The organism is Mucilaginibacter mali, assembly GCF_013283875.1.
Lineage (GTDB): Bacteria > Bacteroidota > Bacteroidia > Sphingobacteriales > Sphingobacteriaceae > Mucilaginibacter > Mucilaginibacter mali.
Map to the genome: position 1 here is coordinate 3,104,815 of NZ_CP054139.1, position 19,779 is coordinate 3,124,593.

11 protein-coding genes are annotated in these 19,779 nt (G+C 46.9%); 6 read left to right on the forward strand and 5 right to left on the reverse strand.

Annotated elements, in window-relative coordinates; translation table 11 throughout:
* Nucleotides 1-11: 11 nt before the first annotated feature.
* From HQ865_RS13180 to HQ865_RS13200, 5 genes are all read right to left on the reverse strand, one after another.
* On the reverse strand, nt 12-1,208 hold the full coding sequence (locus tag HQ865_RS13180) for a TlpA disulfide reductase family protein (protein ID WP_173415338.1): 1,197 nt from the start codon (nt 1,206-1,208) through the stop codon (nt 12-14).
* A 93-nt stretch (nt 1,209-1,301) separates the two neighbouring features.
* On the reverse strand, nt 1,302-2,765 hold the full coding sequence (locus HQ865_RS13185; protein WP_173415339.1) for a RagB/SusD family nutrient uptake outer membrane protein: 1,464 nt from the start codon (nt 2,763-2,765) through the stop codon (nt 1,302-1,304).
* 5 nt (nt 2,766-2,770) lie between these two features.
* Complete coding sequence (locus HQ865_RS13190) at nt 2,771-6,061, reverse strand: SusC/RagA family TonB-linked outer membrane protein (RefSeq protein ID WP_173415340.1); 3,291 nt, start codon at nt 6,059-6,061, stop codon at nt 2,771-2,773.
* 222 nt (nt 6,062-6,283) lie between these two features.
* On the reverse strand, nt 6,284-7,453 hold the full coding sequence (locus HQ865_RS13195; RefSeq protein WP_173415341.1) for a FecR family protein: 1,170 nt from the start codon (nt 7,451-7,453) through the stop codon (nt 6,284-6,286).
* 91 nt (nt 7,454-7,544) lie between these two features.
* Nucleotides 7,545-8,165 carry an RNA polymerase sigma factor gene (locus HQ865_RS13200; protein WP_173415342.1) on the reverse strand — a complete coding sequence of 207 codons (621 nt, stop codon included), beginning with the start codon at nt 8,163-8,165 and terminating at the stop codon, nt 7,545-7,547.
* 316 nt (nt 8,166-8,481) lie between these two features.
* Between HQ865_RS13200 and HQ865_RS13205 the strand changes: the two genes are divergently transcribed.
* From HQ865_RS13205 to HQ865_RS13230, 6 genes are all read left to right on the forward strand, one after another.
* The gene (locus HQ865_RS13205) at nt 8,482-9,321 is read left to right on the forward strand and encodes a glycerophosphodiester phosphodiesterase family protein (RefSeq protein WP_173415343.1); all 840 of its coding nucleotides are present in this window, start codon (nt 8,482-8,484) and stop codon (nt 9,319-9,321) included.
* A gap of 52 nt (nt 9,322-9,373) precedes the next feature.
* Nucleotides 9,374-12,247 carry a triple tyrosine motif-containing protein gene (locus HQ865_RS13210; RefSeq protein WP_173415344.1) on the forward strand — a complete coding sequence of 958 codons (2,874 nt, stop codon included), beginning with the start codon at nt 9,374-9,376 and terminating at the stop codon, nt 12,245-12,247.
* A gap of 243 nt (nt 12,248-12,490) precedes the next feature.
* Nucleotides 12,491-15,529: a SusC/RagA family TonB-linked outer membrane protein gene (locus HQ865_RS13215; RefSeq protein ID WP_173415345.1), complete on the forward strand. Its 3,039-nt coding sequence runs from the start codon at nt 12,491-12,493 to the stop codon at nt 15,527-15,529.
* 22 nt (nt 15,530-15,551) lie between these two features.
* Nucleotides 15,552-17,087, forward strand: a complete 1,536-nt coding sequence (locus HQ865_RS13220) for a RagB/SusD family nutrient uptake outer membrane protein (protein WP_173415346.1) — start codon at nt 15,552-15,554, stop codon at nt 17,085-17,087.
* 19 nt (nt 17,088-17,106) lie between these two features.
* Nucleotides 17,107-18,021 (forward strand): LamG domain-containing protein, encoded by a 915-nt coding sequence (locus HQ865_RS13225; RefSeq protein ID WP_173415347.1) that lies wholly within the window; start codon nt 17,107-17,109, stop codon nt 18,019-18,021.
* A 66-nt stretch (nt 18,022-18,087) separates the two neighbouring features.
* Nucleotides 18,088-19,767: a glucoamylase family protein gene (locus HQ865_RS13230; RefSeq protein WP_173415348.1), complete on the forward strand. Its 1,680-nt coding sequence runs from the start codon at nt 18,088-18,090 to the stop codon at nt 19,765-19,767.
* Nucleotides 19,768-19,779 lie beyond the last annotated feature (12 nt).

The window sequence follows — 19,779 nt, forward strand, 5'->3', positions numbered from 1 at the left end:
CTTGTTTGCTTTTACTTAAAAATAGTTGCCAGTTTGTTACTCAATTCTTCGCCACGCAGGTTTTTACCAATGATGACACCATTAGGGTCTATCAAAAAGTTTTGCGGGATAGATTTCACTTCGTACAGCTTGGCAACGCTGTTATTCCAGCCGGCCAGATCTGATACTTGCGTCCACTCTAAACCATCTGTTTGTATGGCTTTTAACCAGGCAGCTTTGGTAGATGTTCCATCAAGCGATACGCCAAGAATCGTGAAGCCCTTATCTTTATACTGTTTGTAGTTCTTTACTACATTCGGGTTTTCAGCACGGCAGGGGGCGCACCAACTGGCCCAAAAATCGACCAGTACATATTTGCCTTTAAATGATGACAAGCTAATGGGTTTACCGTTCACGTCATTTTGGGTAAATTCCAGTTCCTTGCTGCCCAAAGGTATCTTGCTCAGGTTTTCCAGGGCTTTGGCTGCGGCTATCTTACCTAAAGAATCGGCTACAAATTTATTACGGATATCCAGCGCGACAATTGCCTGGCCTAACTTATCGCCCTTAACCTTTGCGGGCAGCAAAGACATCAGCGTATCCTTTCCGGCCGGACTTAAAAACGGCAATTGCACCAGGAAAAATGTACCATACGGACTGATCCGATTTTCGGGGTTTGCCTTGATGTAGCTGTACATATCGAAAATGGTTTGCCCCAGCAATTTCATCGATTTGCTTTGCACCTGTGCCTGCAGGGCCTTGTCATCTTTATAACCATCGCTGGCGGCCATCGCCTTTATCGAATCGGACGTAGCTTTGGTTTTGCTGCGCATATCTTCAAACTGGTGATGCGCGGTAGCACCACTTCCGCTAACCTTAAAATCGCTGATGTTTTTTTCTGAAACCACCTGGATATCGCCCTTATCTACAATCAGGTTAATAGTCTCGGTATTGGCGCTTCCCTTTAATTTAGGGGCGATACTTACCGCGAAGGCTTCATCGGTGGTAAGCTGTCCGCTAAAATGGTACTCGCCGTTAACTACGTCGGCGCTGTCAACCTGTTTAGAAAGGATGCCAGCCTTGATCAATTCCGACAGGTACATTTTCTTCGGCATTTCTGCAATCTGCTGCAATTTACCGTTAATATGATATTGCAGATTTTGGGCTTGTGCGCCAAGGGCCAGGCATAAACCTAAGCCGTTAAGGCAGGTAACAATTATCTTTTTCATGATGTATCTATTTAAAATTTTTGAAACAGGACATTAATGACCGGCAGCAAAAGCCGCCGGTCAAAGGGTAAACAGGCTTAATTAACTGATCTATTATTTGTAGCCCGGGTTTTGTACCAGGTTGGGGTTAATTACCACATCGCTGGCAGATATCGGCCATAGTTGCTTGAACGTTGCCCAGGTACCGCCTTTTTGCGGGGCGAGGGTATTCATCAGCGCATCTATCTTAGCGGTGCGCTTCAAATCGTAAAAGCGGTGGCCAAATTCGGTGAATAACTCGGTGCGGCGCTCTTTTTCAACAGCAGTAAGCAAAGTGGCTTGCGTAGCTGCTGTAGTGTTTGGCAAACCGGCACGGGTGCGGATCACGTTGATATCTGCCTGCGAACCGCTAACGTTGCTCAGCTGCGCGCGGGCTTCGGCACGGATCAGGTAGATCTCGGCCAGGCGGATCAGCACAATATCCTCTACCCCATTCACATTTGATTTGTATTTGTTGGGATAATAATAGGTTTTATTGGTGTTCTGATCGAATGTGGCACGCACCCAATTGGCATAACGGGTATCGTTTGCTTCAAAGTTAGCCAGCAAGGCATCGCTCAGGCAGGCTGCCGCGCCATAGCTGATGATGGTTTTCGGACTTGAACCGCCAACCGGGATGGTGGCAGGCATACCGGCGTTGTAAGCACTGTAATCGGCTACATAATTAGCGCCGGTGGGCAGCAGACCCCATATCAGTTCGGTATTGCCCGCCGCGGTAAAGGTTTGTGCGGGTGGCATCAGCTTAAATAAGGTGCTGTTATTGATGATATCGGTGGCGGCCGCTTCGGCCTCGGCCCATTTGCCGGTGTACAGGTAAGCCCTGGCCAGCAACGCTGATGCAGCGTACCTGGTAGGACGCACACGCAGCGTTACCGTCAAGCCGTTTGCATCGCGAAAATCTGCCGGTAATAAGGATACCGCCATTTTAGCATCAGCTATAATTTGCGCGTAAACATCGTCGGCAGATGCGCGTGGCAAAGCGTTGTTCACCTTATAATCTGATGTGATGGCCAGCGGTATACCGCCGTAAATGTTAACCATATTAAAGTACAAAAAGGCACGGGTGGCATAAGCCTCGCCCAGGTACTGGTTTTTGTTGGATAGTAACGCAGTGGCGTTGTTGATCCCCTCGATGGCTACGTTGCAGGTATTTATCTGCTGGTAAAAACTGGCCCACATGCCGCCAGTATTAGCGCTGTTGATGTTATCGGTATAAAAAGCCGCGTTGGTGCTGCTGGCGGGGTTCAGGTTGGTCAGTTCATCGGTGTATAAACCCGAATTGAACGCGATACCGCTGCTGCCCGCAGGGTAAGAGCTATTGACCATGCTGTAATAAATACCACTTAATACGCTCCCGGTAGACGCGTTGGTCAGGAACGCGCCATCGGCTGCTGTTTGGTTGGTTGGCAGGGGTATCTCCATAAATTTATTGCAACCTATGGTAGTGAGCGCCAGCAATGTGCCTGTAAATACGGCCAGCCGGATACCGTTATTTTTGATGTTTTTAATTTTTTTCATGACGATCATAATGTGATGTTCAAACCTCCGGTGAATACGCGCAGTGGGCCGAGTGAATTGTTGTTCAGGTTCTCGGGATCCAGGTCTTTATATTTAGATATGGTGAACAGGTTCTCGCCCCGCACAAACATGCTCAACTGCTTGATACCTGCTTTGGCTAACCATTTGCCGGTGAAGTTGTAGCTCATGTTAAGGTTTTGCAGGCGGGCATAGGTGGTGTTAACCCAGGCGCCTGTACTGCTGGAATAAACGTTTTTTGAAAGGATCCCCAGGAAGCTTTGCGATACCTTTGGCTCGTCGGTAATATCGCCAGGTTTTTGCCAGCGGTTAAGCGCGTTGGCTATCGGGTTTACGTTAAATTGCCCAGGCAGTAAGATCTGGGTGCTCTCTAAAGTTGGCCCCATGCGGCTGGTAAAAATGAACGAGAAGCCCAAGGACAGGTTCTTATAAGTAAAATCGTTATTAAAGCTGCCATAGTAACGCGGCGCACGGTCAATAAATTCGGTGCGGTCGGTAACGCTGTTCATCTGCAAAGCGGTAAAATCTCCTTTTACGCCCTGGGCATTAATAAAGCTGTAATTACCAGTTTGCGGGTTAACGCCCGCGTAATTGTACAGCAGGGTACCTGTTACCGGTTTGCCGAGGCGCAGGTTAATATTGGTCAGGTTCACACTGTTCAGGTTATCCAAACCAGGGAACGACAGCAGCTTGCTGTGCGGCATGGTAATGTTGATGAACGTTGACCATTTGAAGTTACGGGTGCGGATGTTGGTGGTAGACAACGAAGCCTCGTAACCCCAGGTAAGCAGCTTGGCATCAGGCGTGTTTGATGTAACCGAAGTAAAGCCGGTTACCGACGATATGGCTGTCAGGTAAAGCGGATCGGTGGTCCAACTGCGGTAATAGCTGCCGTCAACCTCGATACGGCCCTTCAGGAATTGCAGGGTGGTACCAATCTCCTCGCTCTTTTTAGATTCCCAATGCAGATCGGGATTGGCGATACGCGATGGGGTGAACCCGATGGAGCCCGCATAAGGTGTGCCGGTGATACCGAAGGTATTAAGGTAACCGTACGAGCCGATCTGATCGCCACCGGTGGTACCGTAGCTGGCGCGGATCTTGGCGAAGTTAACTACATTGCTGATCTTCTTCATCCACGATTCCTCGCTCAAGATCCAGGCTCCCGCCACCGAGCCAAAGTTACCAAAGCGGTGCGCCGGACCAAATGCGGTAGAACCATCACGACGGCCGTTCAGGCTCAGGATATATTTGCTATCCCAATTGAACCTGCCGTAAATAAACGCGCCTAAATAACGGGTTGGCGTGTTGGCATAAGTGCTCACTACCGCTCCTGAGGCAGATGTAGGGCTCACCAGTAACTGGTCTGAATTGAAGTTTGTCCCGGTGGTGCGTAATACGTAGTTGTTACCATCCTGTGCGGTAAAACCCACGCGCGATTCGGCCGTCAGTTTATTAAAGAACAGGTGGTTGTAGGTGATGTTAGGGTCGATACTGGTAGCACGGTTATTAAACGTATTAATGGTGCTGGTAGCCTGGGTAGCAACCGTGGCCGATGGCGCAAAGTAGCTGGTAGGCTGTGCGCGAAACTCCTTATTGGTATTCAGCGTGTAACCAAATACGGCATTAAAGGCCAGGTCCTTAGTGATATTATACCTTAAGGTAAGGTTTGATAAAAAGTTGTTATTGGTATTCAGGTAAAGCGCGTTGATAGCCGCGGCGGGATTGGTACCCAGCGACCAATCCAGCGAGCCATCGGGCAGGATAGGCACCGGCGCGTTAGGAGCCTGCGTAAGCGCCAGTATAAAATCATACGGAATAGCATTGTTACGCGACAGGGCGTAAGTTGCCGTCATATCGATAAAGAACTTCTTGTTTTTGCTGGTGCTGTTCAGATCGAAGCGCATGTCGCCATCAATTTGCCCGCCTTTACCCTTTTGGATGCTACGCTGATTGTGCAAGCTGCCCGACATGAGGTACGAACTCAGTTCGGTACCACCCTTATAGGTAAGGTTTAGTTTTTGATCCTGCCCGCTGCTGCCCAGGTAATATTTGCGCCAGTCGGTATAGCGGTCGGTTGGCCAGGTACCATTCAGGTCCAGATCGGCAGGCCCCGGAGTAACGCCGTCATTTTTAAAAGCCTCGCGGCGGATCTCAAGGTACTGGTCGGTATTTAGCAGTGGCGGCAATTTACCCACCACGGTTACCCCATCGGTGCCGTTAATGGTTAATGATGCATCGCCTGGTTTCCCTTTTTTAGTAGTGATGATAATAACACCATAAGCGCCACGCGAACCATAAAGCGCCGTAGCATCAGCATCCTTTAAGATAGAAACGCTTTCGATATCGGCAGGGTTAAGGTAGTTTAAGGCGTTACCGAACATATTGGTCGGGTTGCTGGTAGCCGAGTTGGTCAGGGCATTCAGGAATTGCAGGCTTTGGCCTGCCGGATATTGCACTCCATCTACAATAAACAGCGGGTTCGATCCTACGATTGAACTACCCGACCTGATCTGCGTGCTGAATGCGCCGCCGATATTACCTGTGTTTTGCTGAATGAATAAGCCCGGCACCTGGTTTTGCAGGGCCTGCAATACGTTGGATACCGGGTGCTTTTCAATTTCTTCGGATGTTACGGTGATCACGTTACCGGTGTTCAGCTTTTTAGTGGTGGTACCGTAGGCCAGTACCTGCACCTCATCCAGCGATCCAACAGCTTCCTTAAGTACAATGGTTGCCGGGTTCTTCAGATCGGCCACGGCTACTTCTTTAGCCTGGTAACCCACAAAGCTGAATATCAGGATAGATTTAGGATCGAGCACCACTACGGTGAATTGCCCCTGCGCGTTGGTAGTCCAGGCGTTATTGCTGCCTTTTAAACGGATGGTGGCGCCGGGAATGGTATTGCCCTTTTCATCAACCACCTTACCGGAAATAAGTACCGGGGCGGCTTTTACAACACCCGTATTTAAAATTACCGGGATTGGTTTTACCGATACAACCACCGATTTATTCTCGATGGAAAAATCGAGCGATTGGCCGGCGAAGATCTTTTGAAGCACTTCGTTCAGTTCTTCGTTATTTGCCGACAGGGTAACCGGGTTAGCATTTTTAATAATGCTGGTGGTAAACAAAAAGTCGTACCCGGTTTGCGAGTTGATCTTGTTGAATACGTCAACCAATGGTGCATTTTTTACCGAAAGTGTTACTTTTTGAGCCAGGGTGGAAGCGCTAACATGCAGTATAACAGCAACCATCAGCAGTACAGTTATTTTCATGACCATTAGTGCTTTCCGGACACGACCGGGCGGCCGTACCGTATTGTTTAAATAAATATTGTACATTTGTTTAAGCTTGGGTTAGCGTTGCGTCTTGCATTTTCGAGGTGAGAGACGCTTCGCGGTTCACGAATAATTTAAATAATTAGTTCGGGTACACCCATCATTCAGGCCATCCGTTTCGCCGCGGGTGGCTTTCTTTTTGGGTAACCGTATTTAGGGTTAGCTTTTACTCGATACAGTTACCCTCCTTCCTTCGATCTTAAAGTGAACGGATTTTGTCTTCTCTAACATTTTCAGCACTTCGCTGATATTTTTTGACCGGGAGATCTTCCCGTAAAAACCTTCGGTGGTGACCTTCCCTTCATACACCACCTCTATATTATACCAGCGGGCCAACTGGCGCATAATGGTTTGGATATCTTCGCCATTAAAGCGGAAATAACCTTTGGTCCAGGCCAGGATCTGCTCTACATCCGCCTCCCGGATGGTGGTTGTGCTACCTGCCGAAACCGCGGCTTTACCCGGTACCAATAACTTATCATTCACCCTTACGCTGCCCTCCTCTAAAGTGGTGCTATTTTCCTCATCGGGATAGGCAGATACGTTGAAGCTGGTACCCAGGTCTTCTATCACCTGCTTAGCGGTGTTGATCGTTAGCGGCGCGTCGGCATGATGGCGGATCTCGGCGTATATTTCACCGGCTATTAATTCCAGCGGTGGGCGTGAGCGGTCGCTCATATTTTCGGCAAAGCGAAGCGTGGTGGCCGCGTTCAGCATGATCCTGCTGCCATCGCCCAATATTAAGGTGTATGGCTTCCCTCCCGCCGGTACCTGTATGGTATCATACACCGGCTCGGCTTGCTGGGCAGACGAGGAATAGGTTAACTGCTGATCAGCTGATTTATTGATGTTGTTGCCCGCATCGCTGGCTATCAAACCCTTGCTTGCCGAATCTAATACGATATGCCTGCCGCCACCTGTTTTCAATATAGCGGCACCGGTTCCGGGTTTAACGTCAACAGCAACCATGTTGCTTCCTTTGGGCGTTCTGTTACTTAAAAGAGCGTAATACCCCAAACCTAATACAACAAGTACCGAAGCCGCTACAGCTATCCGTTGCCAGATGCGGCGGCTATTCTGTTCAGGTTGCAGGGTTTTTATTTTACCATCGGCCTCATCTAAACTCGCGGCAATGCGTTCCAGCAGTTGGTTGCTCACCGGGGCCAGGTCGCGTTGCGTATTCAAACTGGCTTCCCATGCCTCCAGCATCCGTTCATAATCTTCGGGACTGCATTTAGCTGCCCATTCACGAAAAAGTGCACGCTCAGCCTCGGTAACCTTGTCTTCGGCTAATTTTTGCAGGTATTCACGCAATTGTTGCTCGTCCATTTTATCGCTGATTTATAGTAAAGACAACGAGCATTAACAAAAGGATACCCCGTGATGAAATTTTTGTTAATTTTTTTGAGATGCTGGGGGCTTATTTTAAAACGGTACCAGCAATTGCGCCGGCTGCTATCAAAATAGCGGCAGAAATATCCGCATGCATTTGCAGGTATTCGCGAATATGATCCTTAGCGGCATAGATCTGCTTCTTCACCATCGAGCGGGAGATGCCCATCTGGTCGGCCACCTCATCATAAGAAAGTTCCTGCTGTGTGCACAATTCATAAACTTGCCGGCGCTTGGGCGGCAGGCTGTTAATGGCTGCGTCTATCACACTTTGGTATTGGCGATAGATCAGGCGCTCATCGGCGGCATCGGTCGATTCGCTGGCGTTTTGGGTAAAATAATCGATAGCCTTACGCGCCACCTGCTGGTGTTTGTAAAGATTAAGCAACTTGTTCTTCGCGATGCGGAAGATATAGCTATTGAACGATTGCACACGGGCAAGGTTTGCGCGGTCTTCCCATAGTTTCAGGAACATGTCGTGCAATATCTCCTCTGTATCCTCCCTTGAGCGGATGATACCGAACAGGTATTTATATAAGCGGGGCAGGTAAAACTGATAAAGGGAGGCATAAGCGTCGCGGTCGCCCTGCGCGGCCAGTTCCAGCAGGCGCGGTTCTGCCGGTATTACTTCTGGTGATCCCTTTTCCATTCGTGTGTAACAAATGTAACACAAAAATAATGAATTCTTTACAGCCGATGATTGGCATTAATAATCGCAATACGTGTAGAACCACTATGTAAATAACAATCCTGCATTTTTGGCGAAATAACAGCAGATATAAAAAAGTATATACACGCATCCACGTATTGTAGTCAAAATCTATAGCTTTGCACGGCAGGGAACCATCATTCGCAACAAAAACAAAAATCTTATTTTATTAAATATGATAAAACCAAAGTATATATTGTCAGCATTAGTTTTTGGAAGCATTATTTTAACCATGCTTGCTTTTAACCCCGTTAATATGGCAGCAAAATATCCGTCGTTTATAAAAATAGGCCACAGGGGTACCCGCGGCATGATGCCAGAAAACACCATCCCCGCTATGGAAAAAGGAATAAGCTATGGTGCCGATATGGTGGAGATGGATGTGCACATTACCAAGGACGGCCAGGTAATTGTTTACCACGATGACTCCTTCGACCCTAATTATACCCTGATGCCCGATGGCAGCGAAATTGACCCGAAGCAGCGCGATAAGTATATATTTTACCAAATGAATTATGCCGATATCCGCCCGTTTATCATCGGCACAAAAAAGTACAAACCCTATCCGCTACAGCAAAGTGTACGTACTTATACTCCCCTGCTTAGTGAACTGATAGATTCGGTTGATCATTATACTAAAGTGAATAAACTGCCCAAGGTTTATTATTTGGTAGAGATAAAGGCCGATGAAAAAACCGATGGCATCAATCAGCCAGCGCCGGATGTATTTGTGAAAAAGGTAATGGATGTGCTGATCCCCAAAAAGCTTGGCGACAGGCTGATCATCCAATCATTTGATAAGCGCCAGATAAAAGAAGTTCATAAGCAATATCCCAAAGTAGCTACCGGCTTTTTAATTGGTGATAAAAAGTTAAGCTTTGAGCAGCATATGCAGGAATTGGGCTACACCCCTACCTTTTATAACCCGCACTATGGTATGGTTGACGCCAAACTGGTGCAGCAATGCCACGAAAACCACATGCTGATTTGCCCCTGGACGGTAAATGACATGACCGAAATGAAGCGTGTAAAAGAAATAGGCGTAGATGGCATCATCACCGATTTCCCAAACTACTTTGCCGACCTGCTGAAATAGCGGCTGCTAAATGCGGTTTGTTTTTGCTACTTTGCATCTTCGGGCTTTTACCATGCGCAAAATAGTTTGCATCCTTTTTTTCTGTACTGCGTTTTGTACCGGCCTTTTTGCGGCTGATATTAAGACCATTGGTGTACCCTATATCCAAAACTATCCCAAAAGTATTTATGGCTCAGGAAATCAAAACTGGTCGGTAACGCAGGGTAAAAGCGGTATGATGTATTTTGGCAATGCCGAGGGCCTTTTGGTGTATGATGGCCGTTACTGGCAGCAATACAATATGCCGCACCGGCAAATCGTCCGCTCGGTAGCTACCGATGGCAAGGGACATGTGTACACCGGCAGTTATGGCGATTTTGGTTACTGGGCGTTTAAAAATAACCGGTTCTCCTACAATTCATTAACAGGGCTGATACCTGGTACACACAATCTTACCGATGAAATATGGAAGATATATGTAGACGGCGACAGGGTTATCTTCCAGTCGTTCTCTACTATTTACATTTATCGCGATCAAAAAATAGCGGTTATAAAAGTCAATTCACCTTATCTTTTTTTGCATAAGGTAAACAACCGCTTTTTTGTGGAAGGCCTTAACCGGGGTCTGTTCGAACTGATCGGTGATAAATTAAGCCAGGCACCGGGCAGCGAAAAGATCCATAGTGTATTATCAATATTACCTTATAAAGGCGACCGCTACCTGGTAGGTACCAGTAAGGATGGCCTTTTTATTTATGACGGTAAAACATTCACCCCCTTCCAAACACCGGCCAATACTTTCCTGCAAACCTACCAGCTTAATAATGGCACCCGGGTGCTTAATAAATACTATGCTTATGGAACGATACTGAACGGTCTGATCATTATTGACGAGGATGGCCGGGTGATACAGCAGATCAACAAGAACAGCGGCTTGCAAAACAATACCGTACTAAGCTTATACGCCGATAGCGAACAAAACCTTTGGGCGGGGCTGGATAATGGTATAGACCGCATAGAACTGAACTCGCCTTTATATTTTTATTTTGATAAGACAGGCAAATTCGGCACGGTTTATTCAAGTATCATATTTAACGATAAGATCTACCTGGGCACCAACCAGGGGCTTTTCTACAGCAACTGGACGCAACAAAACAACTCGTTCAATTTCCAGATCATCCCCAACTCGCAGGGGCAGGTTTGGGACTTGAGCCTGGTAGACGGACAACTGCTTTGCGGGCATAACAGCGGCACCTTTAAAGTAGCCGGCAATACCATAGGGCGCCTGTCATCGCAAAGCGGCGGCTGGACCATCAAACGGTTGAACAGCGCGCCAAACTATATGGTACAGGGAACCTATAACGGCTTAGCCCTATATCAAAAAGCCCAGAACGGCAATTGGGGTTATGTGGCACGCGTTGAGGGTTTTAACGAACCATCACGCCATGTAGAAGAAGATAGTCGCGGTGAAATATGGGTAAGCCATGCCTACAAGGGCCTAAACAAGCTAACACTTAGTCCTGACTTAAGGAAAGTAGTGGCCAATAAGTATTTCGACGAGAAAAATGGCCTGCCGGGCAATTATAATATCAATGTGTTTAACCTGGAGAATAAGATCGTTTTTTCGTCCGATTCGGGTTTTTATACATATGATGAACTAAGCGACCGTTTCAGCAAATACAATGTGCTGAATAAAAAGCTGGGATCGTTCGCTACATCAAATAAGATCATTAGCGCCGGTAAGCACCTTTACTGGTTCATTAACAACGGCAAGGTTGCGTTGGTTGATTTTTCGCACCCGGGCGAACTGGTTATCAATTCAAACGTGTTTAGCGTGCTGGATGGGCACATGGTGCAATATTACGAGAACATTAGCCGCATTAGTGATAACCTGTACCTCATCAGTGTTGATGATGGCTTTGTGATCTACAACACCGGCGATGGGCCTGATGTTAATCCAGGGAAATTACGGGCTTCGGTACTGATACGCAGGATTGAAGATATTACCGATAAGTATAAGATCATCAGCGAGAATGGCAGCAACAGTGGCCTGCTGCAAATACCTTATAACCGCGATAATATCCGCATAGCGTTCGCGCTGCCTTATTACCGGCAGGCCAATATCAGGTTCCAGTATTACCTCAGCGGGTATTCTAACGATTGGTCTGACTGGACAACAGCCACGCAAAAGGATTTCACCAACCTATCGGCAGGCACCTACCAGTTTAAGGTGAGGGCGCGTATTAACAATGCGCTGATAAGTGATATTACCGTTTTTGATTTTGAAGTACTGCCACCATGGTATGCCACTAAATTGGCCGACCTGGTTTACCTCATCATGGCCATAGCCGCCCTGTTCATCGGGAAAAAGGTATATGAGCGCAAATTGCAACGCGACCATCAAAAAATAGCCGACCGGATACAAAAAGAGCAGGACGAGGTTTTACGGAAGGAAGCCGAAGAGAATGAAAAACGCATTGCCCGGCTGGAAACCGAAAAACTACATACCGAATTAGAATCCAAAAGCCGCGAGTTGGCCAATACAGCATTATCCCTCACCTATAAAAACGAGATACTGCAAAAGCTGAGCGAGGAACTGCTTAAAGTAAAAGACAGTAGCGGTAAAAAACTGCCCGAAATACAATTGAACAAAATTCAAAAAGTGATAAACGAGGGCATGGATAACGAGCGCGACTGGAACCTTTTTGAGAAAAGTTTTAACGAAGCGCACGAGAATTTCTTCAAAAAATTATCCGCCCATCACCCCCACCTGGTACCCAACGATCTGAAGCTTTGCGCCTATCTGCGCATGAATATGAGCAGTAAAGAACTGGCCTCGTTATTAAACATTACACTGCGCGGTGTAGAAATACGTCGTTATCGCCTGCGTAAGAAGCTGGACATCCCTCATGACACTAACCTCGTAAAGTTCCTGATGGAGCTATAGTACTACATCATTACCTCTCATAGCCTGTTTTATACCCTACTACAGCCGCGCTTCTTTAATTTTACAATTATTTGTATATCAACTATTTAAGTATAAAATAATTACATCAAAAGCAACACACAAGGCTGCGATGTAATAATGTAGAGTTTTATTTTTTGCACAAGAAAAAAAACAACCTCAACTTCATTTTTGTAATACCATTATTACACTATCCAATTTATTAACCTATTTATCGAAAAAAGTATGAAAGGAATTTTTACTAAAACTCCGGTTTTAATTGCCTTTTGCTGTCTCCTGTTTATTACTTCCGTTTTCGCGCAAAACACTACCGTAACAGGTGTGGTTACCGACGGATTGGCCCGTGTAAGTTTGCCCGGTACAAGTGTGGTAGTAAAGGGCACAACCAACGGCACACAAACAGATGTTAACGGCAAGTATACCATCAGCGCGCCTGCAAACGCTATTTTGGTATTTACGTCAATCGGCTACGATAAGCAAGAGATCGCCATTAGCGGAAAAACAGAGATCAACGTAACATTAACCAGTACCACCCAGCAACTTAACCAGGTGGTGGTTGTAGGTTACGGTACGCAACGCAAGCGCGACCTTACCGGCGCCATTAGCAGTGTTAAGGGCGAAGATATTTCTAAATTCACCGTTACCAACCCTATTGCGGCTTTGCAGGGTAATGTTGCAGGTTTATCAATAGTAAACTCGGGCACGCCTGGTGCATCGCCGGTTGTGCGTATACGTGGTATAGCCAGTACTACAACAGCCGATCCGCTTTATGTGGTAGATGGTTTGCTGCAAACCAATATCGATTTCCTTAATCCTAACGATATTGAAACCATCGACCTGTTAAAGGACGCTTCTTCTACCGCTATCTACGGCCTGCGTGGTGCAAATGGTGTAATAGCCATTACCACTAAGCGTGCGGCCAAAGGCAAAACGACAGTAAGTTTCCAAACCAATGTTGGTATACAGCATGTAAACAATAAAATTGATGTGGTAGATGCCAACGGCTTCAAAAAGCTCTACAGCGCGCAGTTGGCCAATCTTAATGCAGCCCCTTTTGATTATACCAATTATACCGCCAACACCAACTGGCAGGATCTGATCCTGCAAAACGCGGTGATCAACACCAATAACCTTACGGTATCCAATAATAACGATAAAAGCACAACGGTATTTAACGTTGGCTACAGCAATCAGGATGGTGTAGTTAAATACGGCAACTATAAAAAATACCTGGTACGCCTTACCGAAGAAATTAAGCTAAACAACAACATTAAAGTTGGCGGTAGCGTAAACGGCTTTAGATGGACACAGGACCCGACAGCCGTAGGTTTGAATGCCGGTGTTTATGCCGCCCCTATTGTGGGTGTGCAGCAACCGGGCACAGGTTTATACTATACCATGCCATCATTTCAGCGCGCGCAGGTGGGCAACCCACTGTACGCTATCGACCGTGGTCGCGGAAACTCTATAAATGGTGGTTACCGCATTAATGGTAACGTATTTGCCGAAGTGAGGTTCCTTAAGGATTTCGTATTCCGCTCTACCTTTTATACCGACCTTGGCTTTAACAATGCCCGCAGCTATAGCGGCCTCCCATACACCGTTGTTAACTTAGGCGAGGGTACTACACCAACGGCTACCTTTTTTGATAATACCGTGCGTACCAGTGTTAGCCAAAGCGCCAACGAGTACCGCAACTTCCAGCAAGATCATGTGGTAACGTATGATAAGGACCTTGCAAACGGACACAGATTAAGTGTAACCGCCGGTTTTACCACCTTCCATACATCAAGCACCTTGTTAAGCGGCTCGCGTACGGATACTACGCTGAATGTGCCGTTTAATTCGGATCTGTGGTATTTAAACATCATCAATGCAAACAACCCGGTTAGCAACAGTGGCAGTGGTACATTAGAAACACAGGCCGGCGGCTTTGCACGTGCAAGCTACGCCTACAAAAACAAATACCTGGTTAACGCCACTATCCGCCGCGACGGTAGTTCGCGCTTTGCGCCGCAAAACCGTTGGGGTACTTTTGGCAGCGTTGGTTTAGGCTGGGTTGCAAGCGACGAAGATTTCTTCAAAAAATTTGCGCCTGCAATTGATTATATGAAGTTTCGCGCGTCGTTTGGTAAACAAGGTAATCAAAACGGTGTTCAACCAAACCTGTATCAGCAAACTTTAACCACAGCCAGCACAGCCGTGTTTGGCGATAATGTTTATCCGGCTATTAAATATGCCTATCGCCCCGATTCAAACCTGCACTGGGAAACTGTTACAGGTATTGATGTGGGCATGGAGTTACGTTTGCTGCGCAACCGTTTAACTGTTGATGTTGGCTTGTACAATAAAACATCCGATGGTATTTTAACAAGCTTTGTGTTACCTGGTTCGGCAGATCAATCCCAACGATATTATACCAACCTTGGTAAGGTAACCAACAAAGGTATCGAGGTTAACCTGGGCTGGAGCGATAATATTGGTAAGGATTTCAGCTATCGGATCAATACCAACTTCAGCTACAATAAAAACGTAGTGAACTCGCTTGGTAACAGCACCGAATTTAAATTATTGGGCAATGGTGGTAACAACGTTACCGAGTCAAGTCAGTCTATCGGTTATTTTTACGGTTACAAACAGGTAGGTATTTACCAGTCGACTGCCGATTTAACCAACCAGCCGCACTTCAGCAATTCATTACCGGGCGATATCGCATACGCTGATATTAACGGCGACGGCCAGATCACTACTGCCGACCGTACTTATCTTGGCACGCCGTTCCCGCCATATAGCTATGGTTTAAGCGTGTCTTTAGGCTACAAAGGGTTTGATGCGTTATTATCGGGCCAGGGTGTTGCCGGTAACAAAATATGGCTGCAACGCCGTACCGCTAACTTCGCTGTGCTTAATTATGAAAGCAACCGCCTTAACGCATGGACCGCACCCGGTACAAGCAACGTGGAGCCAATTTTAGATAACTCGCGCGGTAATAACTACCTGTTCAGCTCGTATTACCTGGAACCCGGCGATTATTTCCGCCTGCGTAACATACAGTTAGGCTATAGTTTGCCAATTAACGTGGTAAGTAAAATTGGCATACAGCGTATAAGGGTATTTGTAAGCGGCGAAAACTTAAAAGTGTGGACAAAAGCTACCGGCTACTCGCCCGAACCGCAATTGGGTGATATTTTGGGTGCAGGTGCCGATAACGGAACCTACCCGGTACCTGCTATTTATACTGTTGGTGTAAACGTAACTTTCTAATCATCATATCAGATAAAAGAAAATGAAAAATCTTAACAATAAAACAAAGTATCTGGGTATGGCGGCAATTGCCGTGCTGATGATAACTTCAAACTTTGGTTGCAAAAAATTCCTGAATACCCAAAGGCCAGGTGAATACTATGTAGAAAACTATCCTTACCCAAGCAATTCGGGCCCTTACGATCAGTATACTTTTGCGGCATACAACTCACTGCGCGCTTATAATGTACATGTTGCTCCGTTTTTTTTAGCAACCAGCGTACGCAGCGATGATGCCGATAAAGGTAGCACCGCCAGCGACGGCGGCGCCGACGCGATAAGCATGGACAACTTCCCGGTATTGCCTACAAATGGTTTTGTAAATGATATGTGGAACGGTTATTTCACATTGATAACTAACTGTAATACGGTCATATCTAATATTAATACAAACAATACTATTGTAGCTACCGATGCGCAAAAGAAGCTTGCCGAAGCCGAGGCAAGGTTTTTACGTGGTTACGCCTACTTTAATATGGTACGTTTTTGGGGCCGTGTGCCATTGGTTGATAAGCCGGTTACTGTATCAGGCTCGAACATCCCGCAAAGCACTACTGCTCAACTGTACGCGTTTATCGAGGCCGATCTCACCTTTGCCGCTGCTAATTTACCGGGATCCTGGGATAAAAAATTTGTGGGCCGTGCTACTTCGGGCGCTGCCAACGGTATTTTGGCCAAGGTTTATCTTACCGAACAAAAATGGACACAAGCCGCTTCTACCGCTCAACTGGTGATGAACAGTGGTTTGTATGATCTGTCGACATCTTACGATAAGATCTTTGGCGAATCGGGCGAGAATAGCAAAGAGTCGGTTTTTGAAGTGCAGGCTACCGCCAGTTTCGCTACTAAAACTGCCAACGGTATTCAAAATGCCCAATACCAGGGTGTGCGTGATGGCGGTGTATGGAACTTAGGTTACGGCTGGAATGTTCCTAACGATAATCTTGCTGCAACTTACGAGGCCAACGACCCACGCTACGCCCGTACATTTTTGCTAAGGAGCACCGCTACTGTAACCAATAAAACGGTTTATGGCGAAGCTACCGCTACCACCTGGATCAACCCTGCATATAATCATAAAATGTATACAAGCGCTTCATTCAGGGCGTTGTATGGGGATAACTCTGGCTGGTGGATGAACATGCGTGTACTGCGTTATGGCGATGTGGTGCTGATGTATGCCGAAGCAGCTAACGAGAGTGGCAACCCCACTGCGGCGCTTACCGCTTTAAACAGTATCCGTACAAGGGCACGCGGCAGCGCGGCAGCAACGGTATTACCTGCTATCACCACAACCGATCCGGCTGCTTTACGCGATATCATCCGTCATGAAAGAAGAGTTGAACTGGCTATGGAGCACGACCGCTTCTTCGACATTGTGCGCTGGGGGATTTCGCAAACGGCCATGGCCGCTGCCGGTAAAAGTAACTTTAATGCCACCCGTGATAACTTATTGCCTATTCCGCAAACGCAGATTGACTTAAGTAAAAACGTATTGACACAAAACCCTGGTTATTGATCATTAAAAACCTACAGAAATGAAATTTTCAACATTATATAAAAGCGGCGCGTTTGTATTGCTGGCATTATCGGCAACCGTGTGGTCATCATGCCAAAAAGACGGCAACCCCAATAAGCTGCCATCGGTATCTACAGACACCTACGTGGGTAAGGTAGATGGCTTCAACAGTTCGGAAGAGATCTACCCGAGCAACCTGGTAGCCTACTGGAACTTTGATAACACCACTAACGAGAAGATCAGCGGCACAGCCTCAACATCGGGCAGTGGTAATACGTTCATCACCGCCGGTGTAAAAGGCCAGGCACTGGCGCTTAATGCCGGCTATCTGTATTATGCCAACCAGTTTAACGCGTTTAAAACCGCGGCTTTAAAAAGCTTTACGGTGAGCGCATGGGTACAGATATTGAACAACGGTTCTAAAAAGACCATGCTGTTCCAACTGGCCCGCCCTACCATGTTTAACGGTAACATCAATTTTGTGCTGGAGACCAACTCGCGTGCGGCTACCATTACCGATGCCATCACCATTCATCCTACATTTTTAGGACAGAACGGCGGCACACAGGATAACCTGAACGCATCTAACGGTACCTTCCTGTTCCAATCGCCAAAGATCGGCGCAAACGTTTGGGCGCACATGGTAATTACTTACGATGCATCAACCGGTATCTTCCAGATCTGGGGTAACGGTGTAAAGATCGGCGTACCGGCTTACCAAAGCCGTGGCACAGGCACTACGCTGTTCAACTCATTCGAGCCAAGCGAAGTGATCTTTGGCGGTAACTACAATGTTATCCCGGGCAAAACCGTATCTACCGATACCAGCTTTGGCGCTATGACCGGCAGTATCGATGAGGTGCGCGTATATAACGTATGCCTGCCCGATGCCTACATTATATCGCTCTACAAATTAGGCCTGGCCGGAAAATAATTTATTAACTGATCTCCCCGGCGCGCTGCATATAGCGGCGTGCCGGGATTTTATCTCTGCCAGCCGATGCTATCTATCCGTCTCTATCAATTTTACTACAGCTGCATATTGGTAGCCTTTTTATGTTGCTTTGCATCCTGCAAAAAAAGTTCGCCGGGGGGCGATGGCGGCACCACTGTTGCCGATGCCACACTTGCCTTTACCGTTAATGGATCATACAATGGCACATTAAGCTATCCCGGCTTAGGCACCAGTCCAACGGTCGTTATCAATTTCAGCGAAGCTATCGATCCGGCAACTGTTACTTCGGGTGTTTCATTTACTACGGGCAGCAGTTCGGTAGCATATAATCAACAATTACAAAATGGTAATAAAACGCTTACCATCACGCCGCAACAAGCTTTGCTTTCGTTAAGCAGCTATACGCTTAGTATCGGCAATACTATTAAAACAGCCAACGGCGGCCGATTGATCAACCCGGTAAATATCACTTTAGGTACTGGCTTGGATGATACCGATAAATTTCCCCGCATTAGCGATGATGACCTGCTTACCCTGGTGCAAAAGCAAACCTTTAAGTATTTTTATGATATGGCCCATCCGGTTAGCGGCATGGCGCTGGAGCGTAATACAGCGGGCAATACCGTAACCTCGGGTGGATCAGGCTTTGGTATAATGGCACTGGTTACCGGCGTTAGCCGCAACTTTATTACCCGTGCCGAAGGTTTGGCGCGCATGCAAAAGATAGTGGCCTTCCTTAAAACGGCCGACCGTTTCCACGGGGCCTATTCGCACTGGATAGATGGTAATACCGGCAAGGCCCTGCCTTTCAGCACAAAGGATGATGGCGGCGACCTGGTAGAAACATCGTACCTGATGGCCGGTTTATTAACCGCACGCCAATACTTTAACGGTACCGATGCTGCCGAAACCACCTTACGTAACGACATTAACACGTTGTACAATGGCGTGGAATGGAGCTGGTACCGCAATAATAACAGCAATGTGCTTTACTGGCACTGGAGCCCCAACTACAATTGGGATATGAATGTGCCCATCCGTGGCTGGAACGAATGTTTGATCACCTACGTAATGGCAGGTTCGTCAACTACCTATCCAATTCCTAAGTCGGTATACGACGCGGGCTGGGCGCAAAATGGCGCTATGAAAAATGGCAATACCTATTATGGCGCACAACTGCCTTTAGGCCCGGCAAATGGCGGCCCATTGTTCCTGGATCAGTACTCGTTCCTGGGTATCAACCCTAAAGGTTTAAGCGACGCTTATGCCAATTACGAAACACAGGCCAAAGCACATACTTTAATTAATTACAACTATTGCAAAGCCAACCCTAAAGCCTATTTAGGTTATGGCGAAAACTGCTGGGGCTTAACTGCCAGCGATATCCCGGGCGGCTATGCGGCCAGTTCACCTACTAACGATCTGGGGGTGATTGCGCCAACGGCAGCCATATCGTCTATGCCATACACGCCAACTGAATCGATGCAGGCTCTTAAATTTTTTTACTATAAAATTGGCCATAAAACCTGGGGTACTTATGGCTTTTACGATGCTTTCAATTTGCAAACGCAATGGTTCGCGTCATCAACCCTGGCTATCGATCAGGGGCCTATCATCATCATGATAGAGAATTATCGTACAGGGCTGATCTGGAATTTATTTATGAGCTGTCCCGAAGTTAAAGCCGGTATGCGAAACTTTGGTTTCACCGGTCCTAATTTATAATACCGTATAACA